The organism is Streptococcus mitis, from assembly GCF_000722765.2.
In the GTDB taxonomy this organism is placed as follows: Bacteria; Bacillota; Bacilli; order Lactobacillales; family Streptococcaceae; genus Streptococcus; species Streptococcus mitis_AQ.
In genome coordinates this window covers 1,446,760-1,462,573 of the sequence record NZ_CP028415.1, presented here as the reverse complement: position 1 = coordinate 1,462,573, position 15,814 = coordinate 1,446,760, and the positions used below count along the sequence as shown (strand labels likewise).

14 protein-coding genes are annotated in these 15,814 nt (G+C 43.0%); 9 read left to right on the top strand and 5 right to left on the bottom strand.

The window, feature by feature from the left end; genetic code table 11:
• Positions 1-34: 34 nt before the first annotated feature.
• Positions 35-1,165 (top strand): ABC transporter ATP-binding protein, encoded by a 1,131-nt coding sequence (locus tag SK637_RS07345; RefSeq protein ID WP_033689195.1) that lies wholly within the window; start codon positions 35-37, stop codon positions 1,163-1,165.
• Positions 1,166-1,260: 95 nt separating this feature from the next.
• On the opposite strand, the gene SK637_RS07340 is transcribed toward SK637_RS07345, so the two are convergent.
• The 4 genes from SK637_RS07340 to SK637_RS07325 are packed head-to-tail and all read right to left on the bottom strand — an operon-like array spanning position 1,261 to position 4,183.
• The gene (locus SK637_RS07340) at positions 1,261-1,920 is read right to left on the bottom strand and encodes an amino acid ABC transporter permease (RefSeq protein ID WP_033689194.1); all 660 of its coding nucleotides are present in this window, start codon (positions 1,918-1,920) and stop codon (positions 1,261-1,263) included.
• A 9-nt stretch (positions 1,921-1,929) separates the two neighbouring features.
• Complete coding sequence (locus SK637_RS07335; protein WP_000131145.1) at positions 1,930-2,607, bottom strand: amino acid ABC transporter permease; 678 nt, start codon at positions 2,605-2,607, stop codon at positions 1,930-1,932.
• Positions 2,608-2,619: 12 nt separating this feature from the next.
• Positions 2,620-3,414: a transporter substrate-binding domain-containing protein gene (locus SK637_RS07330; protein ID WP_080710553.1), complete on the bottom strand. Its 795-nt coding sequence runs from the start codon at positions 3,412-3,414 to the stop codon at positions 2,620-2,622.
• A gap of 10 nt (positions 3,415-3,424) precedes the next feature.
• Complete coding sequence (locus SK637_RS07325; RefSeq protein ID WP_001229569.1) at positions 3,425-4,183, bottom strand: amino acid ABC transporter ATP-binding protein; 759 nt, start codon at positions 4,181-4,183, stop codon at positions 3,425-3,427.
• A 175-nt stretch (positions 4,184-4,358) separates the two neighbouring features.
• On the opposite strand from SK637_RS07325, the gene recJ reads away from it, so the two are divergent.
• The 6 genes from recJ to SK637_RS07295 all read left to right on the top strand — a co-directional run bounded on the left by recJ (position 4,359) and on the right by SK637_RS07295 (position 12,733).
• Positions 4,359-6,581 carry a single-stranded-DNA-specific exonuclease RecJ gene (gene recJ, locus SK637_RS07320; RefSeq protein WP_033689647.1) on the top strand — a complete coding sequence of 741 codons (2,223 nt, stop codon included), beginning with the start codon at positions 4,359-4,361 and terminating at the stop codon, positions 6,579-6,581.
• Positions 6,582-6,751: 170 nt separating this feature from the next.
• A complete protein-coding gene (locus SK637_RS07315; protein ID WP_033689193.1) occupies positions 6,752-8,413 on the top strand; it encodes a ribonuclease J in 1,662 nt (553 codons plus the stop codon).
• A 67-nt stretch (positions 8,414-8,480) separates the two neighbouring features.
• The gene (locus SK637_RS07310) at positions 8,481-9,260 is read left to right on the top strand and encodes an alpha/beta hydrolase (protein WP_033689192.1); all 780 of its coding nucleotides are present in this window, start codon (positions 8,481-8,483) and stop codon (positions 9,258-9,260) included.
• A gap of 62 nt (positions 9,261-9,322) precedes the next feature.
• Entirely contained in the window at positions 9,323-10,024 is a 702-nt protein-coding gene (locus tag SK637_RS07305) for a M57 family metalloprotease (RefSeq protein WP_033689191.1), read from the top strand.
• Positions 10,025-10,062: 38 nt separating this feature from the next.
• Positions 10,063-11,910, top strand: a complete 1,848-nt coding sequence (uvrC, locus tag SK637_RS07300) for an excinuclease ABC subunit UvrC (protein WP_033689190.1) — start codon at positions 10,063-10,065, stop codon at positions 11,908-11,910.
• Complete coding sequence (locus SK637_RS07295) at positions 11,900-12,733, top strand: metallophosphoesterase family protein (RefSeq protein WP_033689188.1); 834 nt, start codon at positions 11,900-11,902, stop codon at positions 12,731-12,733. The genes uvrC and SK637_RS07295 overlap by 11 nt, the downstream gene beginning before the upstream one ends.
• A gap of 67 nt (positions 12,734-12,800) precedes the next feature.
• Here SK637_RS07295 and SK637_RS07290 read toward each other — a convergent pair whose 3' ends face one another.
• Complete coding sequence (locus tag SK637_RS07290) at positions 12,801-13,601, bottom strand: amino acid ABC transporter substrate-binding protein (protein ID WP_033689187.1); 801 nt, start codon at positions 13,599-13,601, stop codon at positions 12,801-12,803.
• Positions 13,602-13,772: 171 nt separating this feature from the next.
• On the opposite strand from SK637_RS07290, the gene SK637_RS07285 reads away from it, so the two are divergent.
• Together SK637_RS07285 and pepV are read left to right on the top strand one after the other, a co-directional pair.
• Positions 13,773-14,378, top strand: a complete 606-nt coding sequence (locus SK637_RS07285; RefSeq protein WP_033689186.1) for a nitroreductase family protein — start codon at positions 13,773-13,775, stop codon at positions 14,376-14,378.
• Between the two features lie 12 nt (positions 14,379-14,390).
• Positions 14,391-15,791 carry a dipeptidase PepV gene (gene pepV, locus SK637_RS07280; RefSeq protein WP_033689185.1) on the top strand — a complete coding sequence of 467 codons (1,401 nt, stop codon included), beginning with the start codon at positions 14,391-14,393 and terminating at the stop codon, positions 15,789-15,791.
• Positions 15,792-15,814 lie beyond the last annotated feature (23 nt).

Below are 15,814 nucleotides of genomic sequence, written 5' to 3'. Positions count from 1 at the left end.
ATAAAACTATCAAAATACAAAAGGAGTTCACCTCATGGTAGAATTAAATCTTAAAAATATTTACAAAAAATATCCAAACAGCGAACACTACTCAGTTGAAGACTTCAACTTGGACATCAAAGACAAAGAGTTTATCGTTTTCGTAGGTCCTTCAGGATGTGGTAAATCAACAACTCTTCGTATGATTGCTGGTCTTGAAGACATCACAGAAGGTACTGCATCTATCGATGGCGTGGTTGTCAACGACGTAGCTCCAAAAGACCGTGATATCGCCATGGTATTCCAAAACTATGCTCTTTACCCACACATGACTGTTTATGACAACATGGCTTTCGGTTTGAAATTGCGTAAATACAGCAAGGAAGACATCGACAAACGTGTGCAAGAAGCAGCAGCAATCCTTGGTTTGAAAGAATTCTTGGATCGTAAACCAGCTGACCTTTCAGGAGGTCAACGTCAACGTGTTGCCATGGGTCGTGCCATCGTCCGTGATGCAAAAGTATTCTTGATGGACGAACCTTTGTCAAACTTGGATGCAAAACTTCGTGTATCTATGCGTGCTGAAATCGCTAAAATCCACCGTCGTATCGGAGCTACAACTATCTACGTAACTCACGACCAAACAGAAGCGATGACACTTGCAGACCGTATCGTTATCATGTCAGCAACTAAGAACCCTGCTGGTACAGGTACTATCGGACGTGTTGAACAAATCGGTACACCTCAAGAAGTTTACAAAAATCCAGTTAACAAATTCGTAGCAGGATTCATCGGAAGCCCAGCTATGAACTTCATCAACGTGAAATTGGTTGGTAGCGAAATTGTTTCTGACGGTTTCTGTTTGAAAGTTCCAGAAGGAGCATTGAAAGTTCTTCGTGAAAAAGGCTACGAAGGTAAAGAATTGATCTTCGGTATTCGTCCAGAAGACGTGAATGCAGAGCCTGCTTTCCTTGAAACATTCCCAGAATCAGTTGTCAAAGCTACTATCTCAGTATCAGAATTGCTTGGTTCAGAATCTCACCTATACTGCCAAGTTGGTAAAGATGAATTTGTTGCCAAAGTGGATGCTCGTGACTACTTGCAAACAGGTGCAACAGTTGAACTTGGATTTGACTTGAACAAAGCACACTTCTTCGATGTAGAAACTGAAAGAACAATTTACTAAGCAAATGAAATGTCAAAACACTGCTAGAAAAATCTGGCAGTGTTTTTTTGGAGATTGAGTAGAAAAACTCTCCAATTGAACTGGAGAGTTGCTGTTTATTCTGCAGCTTGTTGCCAACGTTTGGCTAGCATATGAGATAGGCTCGAAATTGCTAGGTTGAAGCTGAAGTAGATGAGAGCAATCAGGATATACAGACTGAAGACCTGCTCTGGTTCGAAATAACGGCCCATGAGAATTTGGCTAGCTCCAAAGAGTTCTTGTAGGGCGATAACAGAGTAGAGAAGACTGGTATCCTTAATCACGGTTACAAACTGAGAAATGATAGCTGGCAACATTTTGCGAATGGCTTGTGGGAGAATGATGTGGTAGAGGATTTGGGCTGAGGTAAATCCCTGCGACATTCCTGCTTCGTACTGCCCCTTGTCTACGGCATTGAGACCGCCTCGAATAATCTCAGCTAGGGCCGCTGATGTAAAGAGAGTAAAGGCTGTAATACCTGCTGGAGTGGACTTCATCTTAAAAACTAAAAAGATAGTGAAAATCCAGAGGAGGTTAGGAACGTTACGCACAAACTCGATGTAAATGCTGGAGATAATGCGTAAGACAGGATTTTTCCCATTTCTCATGACAGCTAGTACCGTACCGATAAGGGTAGAGAGGACGATGGCAATTAGAGAAATGTAGAGGGTCAAGCCAAATCCTTTAAAGATAAAGATTAGGTTATCTGGGGTCAAAACTTCTAAAATGGATTCCATAGTAACCTCCTAAAGTGAATAGGCTTTTTTGTTGGCTTGCTCCATCTTGCGACCAAACTGGGCAACAGGGAAGCAGAGAGAAAAGTAGAGAAGAGCAGCACCTAGAAAGGCTGGAATATAGTTTCCGTTAAGTGCTGACCAAGATTTGGTCACAAACATCAAGTCGACTCCAGAGATGATAGCGACTGTAGAGGTATTCTTGATGAGGTTGACTATTTGGTTGGTCAAAGGAGGGAGAATGATACGAAAGGCCTGAGGCAAGATAATCAAGCGCATGGCACTGATATAGGTAAAACCTTGCGACAAGGCGGCCTCCATCTGACCGCTAGGGATAGATTGAATCCCTGAACGAATCACCTCAGCAATATAGGCGCCGTGATAGAGTCCCACGCAGAGTACAGCTGTCCAATAAATTGGAATCATGATGGTGTGGTCACTGATAAGAGGTAGACCATAAAAGACGATGACAAACTGCACCAAGAGGGGAGTGTTTTGGTAAAATTCCACGAAGATGCGAGCTAAAATACGCAAAATAGGACGTTTGCTGGTTGACATGGCTCCAAAGAAGATGCCCAAAACCATGGCTAGGATAAAGGATCCAATCGCTAGGGCAAGAGTGAAGAGGAAACCATTGAAAAATTGTCCAAAATCCTGAAAATAGGCAGTCCAAGATGATAAATCTGTCATGGGGTATCCTCCTTAATCTGCAGTATGGCTAGATGGTTTGAGCTTGTAACGATCATAGAGTTTTTGCAAACTGCCATCCTTGCTCCATTTGGTGACCAAGTTATCAAGATAGTTGTTGAGCTCTGTATTTGATTTCTTGGTAACGATACCGTAGTCAGATGGCTTGAAACTATCATCTAGTAGTACTGTGCGTTTACTGATATAGCCAGACAGAATCGAGCGGTCAACGGAAAAGGCATCAATACGGTGAGCGTGTAGGGAAGTAATCAATTCTGGGTAGGAACCAAGTTCGACGAATTTAAAGGTCAAGCCTTTCTTTTTACCCAGTTCGGTAATTAAGCGCTGAGTAATGGAACCTTGGGCAACTCCGATAGTTTTGCCGTTTAGGTCCTCAATGCTTTTGATTTTGGCAGACTTATTGACCAAAAAGCCAGAAGCGTCGGTGTAGTAAGGGCTGGTGAAGTTGTAGAGTTTTTTTCGTTCGTCTGTGATGGTAAAGGTCGCAATATCCATATCGACCTGTTCATTATCTAGAAGGGGACCTCGAGTTTGTGCTGTAACCGGCACATAACGAACCTTGACCTTGAGCTCATCAGCTACCATCTTGGCCAAGTCAGTTTCGATACCAGAATAGGTCCCTGTCTTGGGATCCTTGTAACCGAAATTGGGAACGTCTTGTTTCACACCGACAACCAGTTCGCCTCTCTTTTGAATATCTGCGACGCTGGTATCAGCCTGAACTGGTTTTGCAGCAGCAAGGCCGAAAAGGCTAATCAATAATGCGGATAGAAAGAATTTCTTTTTCATAGGCGCCTCCTTATTTGACTTTGTCACTTTCATGGTTGATGATTTTGCTGAGGAATTGTTGGGCACGAGGTTCGCTTGGATTGTCGAAAAAGTCATCGACATCTGTCGTATCTACCAAAACTTCTCCGTCAGCCATAAAGATGATGCGGTCGGCAACTTCACGGGCAAAGCCCATTTCATGGGTAACGACAATCATATTCATACCATCGTGGGCCAATTTTTGCATAACTGCTAGAACATCGCCGATGGTTTCAGGGTCAAGGGCAGATGTTGGCTCATCAAAGAGGAGGAGTTCAGGATGCATAGCGAGTCCACGTGCGATGGCAATCCGTTGTTTTTGTCCACCAGATAGCATGGCTGGATAAGAATCTTTCTTGTCCCACATATTTACAAATTCCAGATATTTTTGAGCTGTTTTTTCAGCTTCTTTTTTATCAATTCCTAGAACTTTTATGGGTGCGAGTGTTACGTTTTCTAACACTGTTTTATGCGGATAGAGGTTAAAATGTTGGAAAACCATGCCGACTTCCTTGCGAAGAGGCACCAAATCTTTCTGGCTGGCACCAGCAACTTGGTGACCATTTACTAGAAGACTTCCCTTGTCCACAGCCTCCAAACCATTGATGGTGCGGATAAGAGTGGATTTCCCAGAGCCAGAAGGGCCTAGGAGTACAACGACTTGCCCTTTTTCAAAACGGAGATTGATGTCGCGGAGTGCGTGATAGTCTCCGTAATATTTTTCGACGTGTTCAAATTCTACTAAAGCCATAAGGAATCTCCTTTGTGTTAGATTTTATAACATGATTTTACACCAAAAGAATTGCCTTGTCAAATCATATCTTAAAAATTCACTAAAATTTTATAAAAAAGCAATCAGGATAGAGAAAAAGCCTAAATCATGTTATAATGAAGCAATAGAATTCTTAGAAAGAGTGGATGTTTTTTTGATAACTCCTACTTATGAATGGCAGTTTGCCCCGCAGGTTGAAGATGCGGATTTTACAAAGATAGCCAAGAAGGCTGGACTAGGTCCTGAGGTGGCTCGGTTATTATTTGAAAGAGGGATTCAGAACCAAGAAAGTCTGAAGAAGTTTTTAGAGCCTTCCTTAGAAGACTTGCACGATCCCTATCTGCTCCATGATATGGACAAGGCAGTAGAACGGATTCGTCAGGCCATTGAAGAAGGGGAAAATATTCTCATCTATGGAGACTACGATGCGGATGGCATGACTTCGGCTTCGATTGTGAAGGAAAGTTTGGAACAGCTTGGCGCTGAGTGCCGAGTTTATCTGCCCAATCGTTTTACCGACGGTTATGGACCTAATGCTAGTGTTTACAAATACTTTATTGAACAAGAAGGAATTTCCTTGATTGTGACGGTGGATAATGGGGTTGCGGGTCACGAGGCTATTGAACTGGCCCAGTCTATGGGAGTGGATGTCATTGTGACCGATCACCATTCCATACCTGAAATCTTGCCAGATGCCTATGCGATTGTCCATCCTGAGCATCCAGATGCGGACTATCCTTTCAAATATTTGGCTGGTTGTGGAGTGGCTTTCAAGCTGGCTTGTGCCCTTTTGGAAGAAGTACAAGTGGAATTGCTTGATTTGGTCGCTATTGGTACCATTGCTGATATGGTTAGTTTAACAGATGAGAACCGTATCTTGGTTCAGTATGGTCTGGAAATGTTGGGACATACTCAGCGCGTTGGTCTACAAGAAATGCTGGACATGGCTGGGATTGCCGCCAACGAAGTAACAGAAGAAACGGTTGGTTTCCAGATTGCCCCTCGTTTGAATGCCTTGGGCCGCTTGGATGATCCCAATCCTGCCATTGATTTGTTGACTGGATTTGACGACGAGGAAGCCCATGAGATTGCCCTCATGATTCATCAGAAAAATGAAGAGCGCAAGGAAATCGTCCAGTCTATCTATGAAGAAGCCAAGACCATGGTGGACCCTGAGAAGAAGGTCCAAGTCTTGGCTAAGGAAGGCTGGAATCCTGGGGTTCTGGGAATCGTGGCTGGTCGTTTGTTGGAAGAACTAGGGCAGACAGTCATCGTTCTTAATATAGAAGATGGTCGTGCCAAGGGTAGTGCCCGTAGTGTGGAAGCAGTGGATATTTTTGAGGCTCTGGATCCTCATCGAAACCTCTTCATCGCCTTTGGTGGCCATGCTGGTGCAGCAGGAATGACGCTGGAAGTGGAGAAACTCGCAGATTTATCTCAGGTCTTGGAAGACTATGTCCGTGAAAAAGGCGCAGATGCTGCTGGCAAGAACAAGTTAAATTTAGATGAAGAACTGGATTTGGAGACTTTGAGTCTTGAAATGGTCAAAAGTTTTGAACGTTTGGCACCTTTTGGCATGGACAATCAGAAACCTGTCTTTTATATCAAGGATTTTCAGGTCGAAAGTGCCCGTACCATGGGGGCAGGCAATGCCCATCTCAAACTGAAAATTTCCAAAGGTGAGGCGAGTTTTGAAGTGGTGGCCTTTGGCCAAGGCAGATGGGTGACAGAGTTTTCTCAAATCAAGAAGCTAGAGCTGGCAGTCAAATTGTCTGTCAACCAATGGAATGGCCAAACTGCCCTCCAGTTGATGATGGTGGATGCGCGTGTGGAGGGTGTTCAACTTTTTAACATCCGTGGGAAGAATGCAGTCTTGCCAGAAGGGGTTCCAGTCTTGGATTTTGCTGGGGAACTGCCCAATCTAGTAAATAGTGATGCTGTGGTTGTAAAAACCATTCCTGAGGATATTACTCAGCTGAAGACCATTTTTCAGGAGCAGAATTTTTCTACTGTTTATTTCAAAAATGATATTGACAAGGCCTACTATCTGACAGGCTATGGGACTAGAGAGCAGTTTGCCAAATTGTACAAGACCATCTACCAGTTCCCAGGGTTTGATATTCGCTACAAACTGAAGGATTTGGCTGCCTATCTCAATATTCAACAAATCTTGCTGGTCAAGATGATTCAAGTATTTGAAGAGCTAGGCTTTGTGATGATTAAAGATGGAGTCATGACAGTCAATAAAGAGGCGCCAAATCGGGAAATCGGAGAAAGTCAGATTTACCAAAATCTCAAACAAACCGTCAAAGACCAAGAAATGATGGCGCTGGGTACCGTGCAAGAAATTTATGACTTTTTAATGGAAAAAGAGTAGATCATAGGAAAGAGTTGGGAAACCAGCTCTTTTTTGAAAACAAATCTTCATTTTGAAAATCATAAAAAAAATGGTATAATGGTAGGAAAAGATTCGGCTAAAAGTAGTGCTTTTAGAATAAGAGGGCAAGCAACCCTATAATCAAGATAAACTAAGCTTTCGGAGGAAAAATGAGTAATATCAGTTTAACAACACTTGGTGGTGTACGTGAAAACGGGAAAAATATGTATATCGCTGAAATCGATGGATCTATTTTCATTTTGGATGCAGGTCTGAAATACCCTGAAAATGAACAACTAGGGGTGGATGTCGTTATTCCAAATATGGACTACCTTTTTGAAAATAGCGATCGTATCGCTGGAGTCTTCTTGACCCACGGCCATGCGGATGCCATTGGTGCTCTGCCTTATCTCTTGGCGGAAGCCAAGGTACCTGTATTTGGGTCTGAGCTGACCATTGAGTTGGCCAAACTCTTTGTCAAAGGAAATGACACAGTTAAGAAGTTTAATGATTTCCATGTCATTGATGAGGATACGGAGATAGATTTTGGAGGGACTGTAGTGTCCTTCTTCCGTACGACCCACTCTATCCCAGAAAGTCTGGGTGTTGTCTTGAAGACAGCTGAAGGTAGTATCGTTTATACAGGTGATTTCAAATTTGACCAGACAGCTAGTGAATCCTATGCGACAGACTTTGCTCGTTTGGCAGAAATTGGTCGTGACGGAGTTCTAGCTCTTCTCAGTGATTCAGCCAATGCGGATAGCAATATCCAAGTGGCTAGCGAAAGTGAAGTTGGGGACGAGATCACTCAAACCATTTCGGACTGGGATGGTCGTATCATCGTTGCAGCAGTAGCTAGCAACCTCTCTCGTATCCAGCAGGTGTTTGACGCTGCGGATGCAACAGGTCGTCGTGTGGTTTTGACAGGATTTGATATTGAAAATATCGTCCGCACTGCTATTCGTCTTAAGAAATTGTCTCTAGCTAACGAGAGTCTTTTGATTAAACCAAAAGATATGTCTCGTTTTGAAGACCATGAGTTGATTATCCTTGAGACAGGTCGTATGGGTGAGCCTATCAACGGTCTTCGCAAGATGTCGATTGGTCGCCACCGTTATGTGGAAATCAAGGACGGTGACTTGGTCTATATCGTAACCACTCCATCTATCGCCAAAGAAGCAGTTATGGCGCGTGTGGAAAACATGATTTACCAAGCTGGTGGAGTTGTCAAACTGATCACTCAAAGCTTGCGTGTGTCAGGGCATGGAAATGCGCGTGATTTGCAGTTGATGATCAATCTCTTGCAACCCAAGTATCTCTTCCCGATTCAAGGGGAATACCGCGAGTTGGATGCCCATGCTAAGGCTGCTATGGCAGTTGGAATGTTGCCAGAACGCATTTTCATCCCTAAAAAGGGAACAAGCATGGCTTATGAGAATGGAGATTTTGTCCCAGCTGGAGCGGTTTCAGCAGGGGATGTCTTGATTGACGGGAATGCTATTGGTGATGTTGGAAATGTGGTTCTTCGTGACCGTAAGGTCTTGTCAGAGGACGGTATTTTCATCGTAGCAATCACAGTTAACCGTCGTGAGAAGAAAATTGTGGCCAAGGCCCGTGTTCATACGCGCGGATTCGTTTACCTCAAGAAGAGTCGTGATATTCTCCGTGAAAGTTCAGAATTGATTAACCAAACAGTAGAAGATTATCTTCAAGGAGACGACTTTGACTGGGCAGATCTTAAAGGGAAGGTTCGTGATAATCTTACCAAGTATCTCTTTGACCAAACCAAACGTCGTCCAGCTATTTTACCAGTAGTCATGGAAGCAAAATAAGCGATGAAATAAACGGAGAGAAAGTCGAATTTCGGCTTTTTCTTATAGAAAAATAGAGGAAAAAATTATGGCAGTAATGAAAATCGAGTATTACTCACAAGTTTTGGATATGGAGTGGGGAGTTAATGTTCTTTACCCCGATGCCAATCGAGTGGAAGAACCAGATTGTAAAGATATTCCAGTCTTGTACCTCTTGCACGGGATGTCTGGCAATCATAATAGTTGGCTCAAGCGGACCAATGTAGAACGCTTGCTTCGAGGCACTAATCTCATCGTCGTCATGCCCAATACCAGCAACGGTTGGTATACCGATACCCAATATGGTTTTGACTATTACACAGCTCTAGCAGAGGAATTGCCAGAGGTTCTGAAACGCTTCTTCCCTAATATGACTAGCAAGCGTGAAAAGACCTTTATCGCTGGCCTTTCTATGGGAGGCTATGGCTGTTTTAAATTGGCTCTTGCTACAAATCGTTTTTCTCATGCAGCTAGCTTTTCAGGTGCCCTTAGTTTTCAAGATTTTTCTCCTGAAAGCCAAAATCTGGGGACACCAGCTTACTGGAGAGGTGTTTTTGGGGAGATTAAAGATTGGACAACTAGTCCTTATTCTCTTGAAAGTCTGGCTAAAAAATCGGATAAAAAGACCAAGCTGTGGGCTTGGTGTGGTGAACAGGATTTCTTGTACGAAGCCAATAATCTAGCAGTGAAAAATCTCAAAAAACTGGGCTTTGATGTGACCTATAGCCATAGCGCTGGAACTCACGAGTGGTATTATTGGGAAAAACAATTGGAACGGTTCTTAGCAACCCTACCAATTGATTTCAAATTAGAAGAGAGATTGTCATAATTTAGCTTTCTTTCAGCTTGTTTTAGTAAAATAGTCTTTATTTGCTAGAAAGGTGGAGGGACATGCGCTGGATTTTTCGTTTGATAGGGGCTTTCTTTTGTTTTGTGTGGCGTTTGTTTTGGCGTCTAGTTTGGATAGCTTTTCTTTTGTGTGCTTTTGCTTTTGGACTTCTCTGGTATCTGAACGGGGATTTTCAAGGAGCGCTAAAGCAAGCAGAACGGTCAGTAAAGATTGGTCAACAAAGTATCGACCAGTGGGAAAAAACAGGGCAACTGCCTAAGTTGAACCAGACAGATAGCCACCAACACTCTGAAGGAAGGTGGCCACAGGCTTCAGCTCGTATTTACCTAGATCCCCAGATGGATTCACGTTTTCAAGAGGCTTATGTAGAAGCAATTCAGAACTGGAATCAAACAGGTGCTTTTAACTTTGAAATCGTGACAGAGTCTAGCAAGGCAGATATTTTGGCTACGGAGATGAATGACGGAGGCACTCCTGTGGCAGGAGAGGCGGAAAGTCAGACTAATCTCTTAACGGGACAATTCTTGTTTGTAACGGTACGGTTGAATCATTATTATCTGTCCAATCCTGACTATGGTTATTCCTATGAGCGCATTGTCCATACGGCAGAACATGAGTTAGGGCATGCAATTGGCTTGGACCATACAGATGAGAAGTCTGTGATGCAACCAGCAGGTTCCTTTTATGGTATCCAGGAAGTGGATGTTGCAAACCTCCGAAAAATATATGAGACTAGTGAGTAGGGAACAATCTTTCCCTACTTTTTTGCTATAATGGAACTATGAACAACTTGATTAAATCAAAACTAGAGCTCCTGCCGACCAGCCCTGGTTGTTACATTCACAAGGATAAAAACGGCACCATTATCTATGTAGGAAAGGCTAAAAATCTGCGAAATCGTGTGAGGTCCTATTTCCGTGGAAGTCATGATACCAAGACAGAGGCTCTGGTGTCTGAAATTGTGGATTTTGAATTTATCGTTACTGAGTCCAATATTGAGGCACTTCTCCTAGAAATTAACCTGATCAAGGAAAACAAGCCCAAGTACAATATCATGCTCAAGGATGATAAGTCTTATCCTTTCATCAAAATCACCAATGAACGTTATCCTCGTTTGATTATCACCCGACAGGTTAAAAAAGATGGTGGTCTCTACTTTGGTCCTTATCCAGATGTGGGCGCAGCCAATGAAATCAAGCGGCTACTGGATCGGATTTTTCCTTTTCGTAAGTGTACCAATCCACCATCTAAGGTCTGTTTTTACTACCATATCGGACAATGTATGGCCCACACCATCTGTAAAAAAGATGAGGCCTATTTCAAGTCTATGGCTCAGGAGGTTTCTGATTTCCTAAAAGGGCAGGATGACAAAATCATTGATGATCTCAAGGGGAAAATGGCAGCGGCAGCCCAGACTATGGAATTTGAACGTGCTGCGGAATACCGTGATCTGGTTCAGGCCATTGGAACGCTTCGAACCAAGCAGCGGGTCATGGCTAAGGATCTTCAAAATCGCGATGTTTTTGGCTACTATGTGGACAAGGGCTGGATGTGTGTGCAGGTTTTCTTTGTCCGTCAGGGCAAGCTCATTGAGCGAGATGTCAATCTTTTCCCTTATTATAATGATCCGGATGAGGACTTTCTAACCTATGTAGGACAATTCTATCAAGAAAAATCTCATCTAGTTCCCAATGAGGTACTGATTCCACAAGATATTGACGAAGAAGCAGTCAAGGCCTTGGTGAATACCAAGATTGTCAAGCCCCAACGTGGAGAGAAAAAGCAGCTGGTCAATTTGGCTATAAAGAATGCTAGAGTCAGTCTAGAGCAGAAGTTCAATCTGTTAGAAAAATCTGTCGAAAAGACACAAGGAGCTATTGAAAATCTAGGTTGTTTGCTCCAAATTCCGACTCCAGTTCGCATTGAGTCCTTTGATAATTCTAATATCATGGGAACCAGTCCTGTTTCAGCCATGGTTGTCTTTGTCAACGGCAAACCAAGTAAAAAAGATTATCGTAAGTATAAAATCAAGACCGTAGTCGGGCCAGACGATTATGCCAGTATGAGAGAAGTCATTAGCAGGCGCTATGGTCGAGTACAGCGTGACGGTTTGACTCCTCCAGATTTGATTGTCATTGATGGGGGACAAGGTCAAGTCAATATCGCTAAGCAAGTCATCCAAGAGGAACTGGGTTTGGATATTCCCATTGCAGGTTTGCAAAAAAATGACAAGCACCAAACCCATGAATTACTCTTCGGAGATCCGTTGGAAGTGGTGGAGTTATCTCGTAATTCTCAGGAATTTTTCCTCCTCCAGCGCATTCAGGATGAGGTGCATCGCTTTGCCATTACTTTCCATCGCCAACTGCGCTCCAAAAATTCCTTTTCATCACAACTGGATGGAATTGACGGTCTGGGACCTAAACGCAAGCAAAATCTTATGAAGTATTTCAAGTCTCTAACTAAAATCAAGGAAGCCAGTGTGGATGAGATTATCGAAGTCGGTGTGCCTAGAGCGGTTGCAGAGGCTGTGCAGAGGAAGTTGAACCCGCAGGAAGAAGTGGAATTGGCTCAAGTGGCGGAAGAAAGAGTAGAATACCAAACGGAAGGAAACCACAATGAAACATAAAATCGCAATTTTATCAGATATTCATGGCAATACAACTGCCCTAGAAGCAGTGATTGCAGATGCTAAAAATCAAGGAGTCAGTGAATACTGGCTTCTGGGAGATATTTTTCTTCCCGGTCCAGGTGCAAATGATTTGGTCGCCCTGCTAAAGGACCTTCCTATCACAGCCAGTGTTCGAGGCAATTGGGATGATTGTGTCCTTGAGGCCTTGGATGGTGAATACGGTTTGGGAGATCCACAAGAAATCCAGTCAATGCGAATGACTCAGTTTTTGATGGAGCGAATGGATCCTGCAACGATTGTCTGGTTACGAAGCTTACCTTTGCTAGAAAAGAAAGAAGTTGAGGGGCTGCGCTTTTCTCTTTCTCATAATTTGCCAAATAAGAACTATGGTGGTGACTTGCTAGTTGAGAATGATACAGAGAAATTTGACCAACTCCTAGATGCGGAAACCGACGTGGCAGTCTATGGTCATGTTCACAAGCAATTGCTTCGTTATGGCAGTCAAGGGCAACAAATTATCAATCCAGGTTCGATTGGTATGCCCTATTTTAATTGGGAAAAGTTAAAAAATCACCGTGCCCAGTATGCCGTGATAGAGATTGAAGATGGGGAATTGGTAAATATCCAATTTCGTAAAGTCGCTTATGATTATGAAGCGGAGTTAGAATTGGCCAAGTCCAAGGGGCTTCCCTTTATCGAAATGTATGAAGAGCTGCGTCGTGACGATAACTATCAGGGGCACAATCTGGAATTATTAGCAAGTTTAATAGAAAAGCATGGGTATGTAGAAGATGTGAAGAATTTTTTTGATTTTTTGTAAGAGTTTTCTAAAATAACCAATGTAAACTAAAAAAGCGATTGGCTGGGCCAATCGCTTTTAGTATATTTTACTGTAACTGAGATTTATCTGGGAGATAAGAACCACCTAGATAGGTATTGCTGAGTTTTTCGAGTGTTCCGTCTTGGTAGAGTTCTTTGAGTGTTTTATCAAATTGTTCTTTAAACTCTTTCTGGTCGCTTGAGAAAATGATATAGTTGCTGGGGCTATCGGCAGAAGGCAAGTCAACCACAGAAAGGTCTAAGCCACGGTCCTTGATAATCTTTTGAACGGATACCTTGTCAAAGACTAGGAAATCAAACTCTCCGTTAGCAAGGTCTAGGATTCGTTTGCCGATATCTTCACCAGAAAAATCGATAGTAGCAGGATTATCAGTGTGTTTTTGATTCCAGTTATTGATGAATTGAGCGTTTGAAGTTCCGGTATCTTCTTGCGTTGTTTTTCCAGCGATTTGGTCAAGAGAAGTCAAAGGATTTTTCTTGTTGCTGACAAGGACGAGGGGATTATTTGAAATGGGAAGCGAATAGAGGTATTTTTCAGCGCGCTCTTTTGTGTAACTCAAGTTATTGGCCGCAGCCTGATAGTGGCCAGAATCAAGTCCTGGGAAGATACTCTCCCAGGCAGTTCTTTGGAATTGAATCTCGTAACCGCTGAGTTTTTCATCCACTGCTTTTAAAACTTCGATGTCGAAGCCTGTCAGGTTGCCCTTGTCTTCGTAGTCAAATGGTGGCACATCGCCAGCTGTAGCAACGACGATTGTCTTTTGGGCGCTAGTCTCTTTAGGTGTAGTTTGATTTCCACAGGCAACTAAAAATGGTAGGATGGCTAGTAATAGGCTAAATTTTTTCATAATGTCTCCAATCAAATGTAAAGTCATCTGCTAGTTTATCAGAAACTTTCCCCATGAACCAATATATATTTTTTATGACTGTAATAAAAAATCTTAATCATGAAAAATCCCTGCAAGCTCTTTCAAATTATGGTAGAATGGAAGCAGTAGAATTAGAAAAGGAAATCGATTATGAAATTTCTTGAATTAAATAAAAAACGTCATGCGACTAAGCATTTCACTGATAAGCCAGTTGATCCAAAAGATGTGCGAACGGCTATCGAAATTGCAACCTTGGCACCAAGTGCCCACAACAGCCAGCCTTGGAAATTTGTGGTTGTTCGTGAGAAAAATGCTGAATTGGCAAAGTTGGCTTACGGTTCTAACTTTGAACAGGTATCATCAGCACCTGTAACCATTGCCCTCTTTACAGATACGGACTTAGCCAAACGTGCTCGTAAGATTGCCCGAGTTGGTGGTGCTAACAATTTCTCAGAAGAACAACTTCAATACTTCATGAAAAATTTGCCAGCTGAATTTGCGCGCTACAATGAACAACAAGTCAGCGACTACCTAGCCCTCAATGCAGGTTTGGTTGCTATGAACTTGATTCTCGCTCTTACAGACCAAGGAATCGGATCAAATCTTATTCTTGGATTTGATAAATCAAAAGTCAACGAAGTTTTGGACATTGAAGACCGTTTCCGCCCAGAACTCTTGATTACGGTAGGTTACACAGACGAGAAATTGGAACCAAGCTACCGCTTGCCAGTAGATGAAATCATCGAGAAAAGATAGAAGGAAGATAATATGACAGCAATTGATTTTACAGCAGAAGTAGAAAAACGTAAAGAAGACCTCTTGGCTGATTTGTTTAGCCTTTTGGAAATCAACTCAGAACGTGATGACAGCAAGGTTGATGCTGAACATCCATTTGGACCTGGTCCAGTAAAAGCTTTGGAGAAATTCCTTGAAATCGCAGACCGTGATGGCTACCCAACTAAAAATGTTGATAACTATGCAGGACATTTTGAGTTTGGTGAAGGAGAAGAAGTTCTCGGAATCTTTGCCCATATGGATGTGGTTCCAGCTGGTAGCGGTTGGGACACAGACCCTTACACACCAACGATCAAAGACGGTCGCCTTTATGCGCGTGGGGCTTCGGACGACAAGGGTCCTACAACAGCTTGTTACTATGGTTTGAAAATCATCAAAGAATTGGGCCTTCCAACTTCTAAGAAAGTTCGCTTCATCGTCGGAACTGATGAAGAATCAGGCTGGGCAGACATGGACTACTACTTTGAGCACGTAGGACTTGCCAAACCAGACTTGGGTTTCTCTCCTGATGCTGAATTCCCTATCATCAACGGTGAAAAAGGAAATATTACAGAATACCTACATTTTGCAGGTGAAAATGCAGGTGGTGCCCGTCTTCACAGCTTTACAGGTGGTTTACGTGAAAATATGGTACCAGAATCAGCAACAGCAGTCGTTTCAGGTGATTTGGCTGACTTGCAAGCTAAACTAGATGCCTTTGTTGCAGAACACAAACTTAGAGGAGAACTCCAAGAAGAAAACGGTCAGTACAAGGTTACCATCATTGGTAAATCAGCCCACGGTGCTATGCCTGCTTCAGGTGTCAATGGTGCGACTTACCTAGCTCTTTTCCTCAGCCAGTTTGACTTTGCTGGCCCAGCCAAAGACTACCTTGACATCGCTGGTAAGATTCTCTTGAACGACCACGAGGGGGAAAATCTCCAGATTGCCCATGTGGATGAAAAGATGGGTGCCCTTTCTATGAATGCAGGCGTCTTCCGCTTCGATGAAACAAGTGCTGATAATACCATTGCCCTTAATATCCGCTATCCAAAAGGAACAAGTCCAGAACAAATCAAGTCAATCCTTGAAAACTTGCCGGTTGCTTCTGTTAGCCTTTCTGAACATGGTCATACGCCTCACTATGTGCCAATGGAAGATCCACTTGTCCAAACCTTGTTGAATGTCTATGAAAAACAAACTGGACTTAAAGGTCACGAGCAAGTCATCGGTGGTGGAACCTTTGGTCGCTTGCTCGAACGAGGTGTTGCCTATGGTGCCATGTTCCCAGACTCAATTGACACCATGCACCAAGCCAATGAATTTATTGCCTTGGATGATCTCTTCCGAGCAGCAGCAATCTATGCCGAAGCTATTTATGAATTGATCAAATAAAACGATAGAAGTCTGAGATTGTA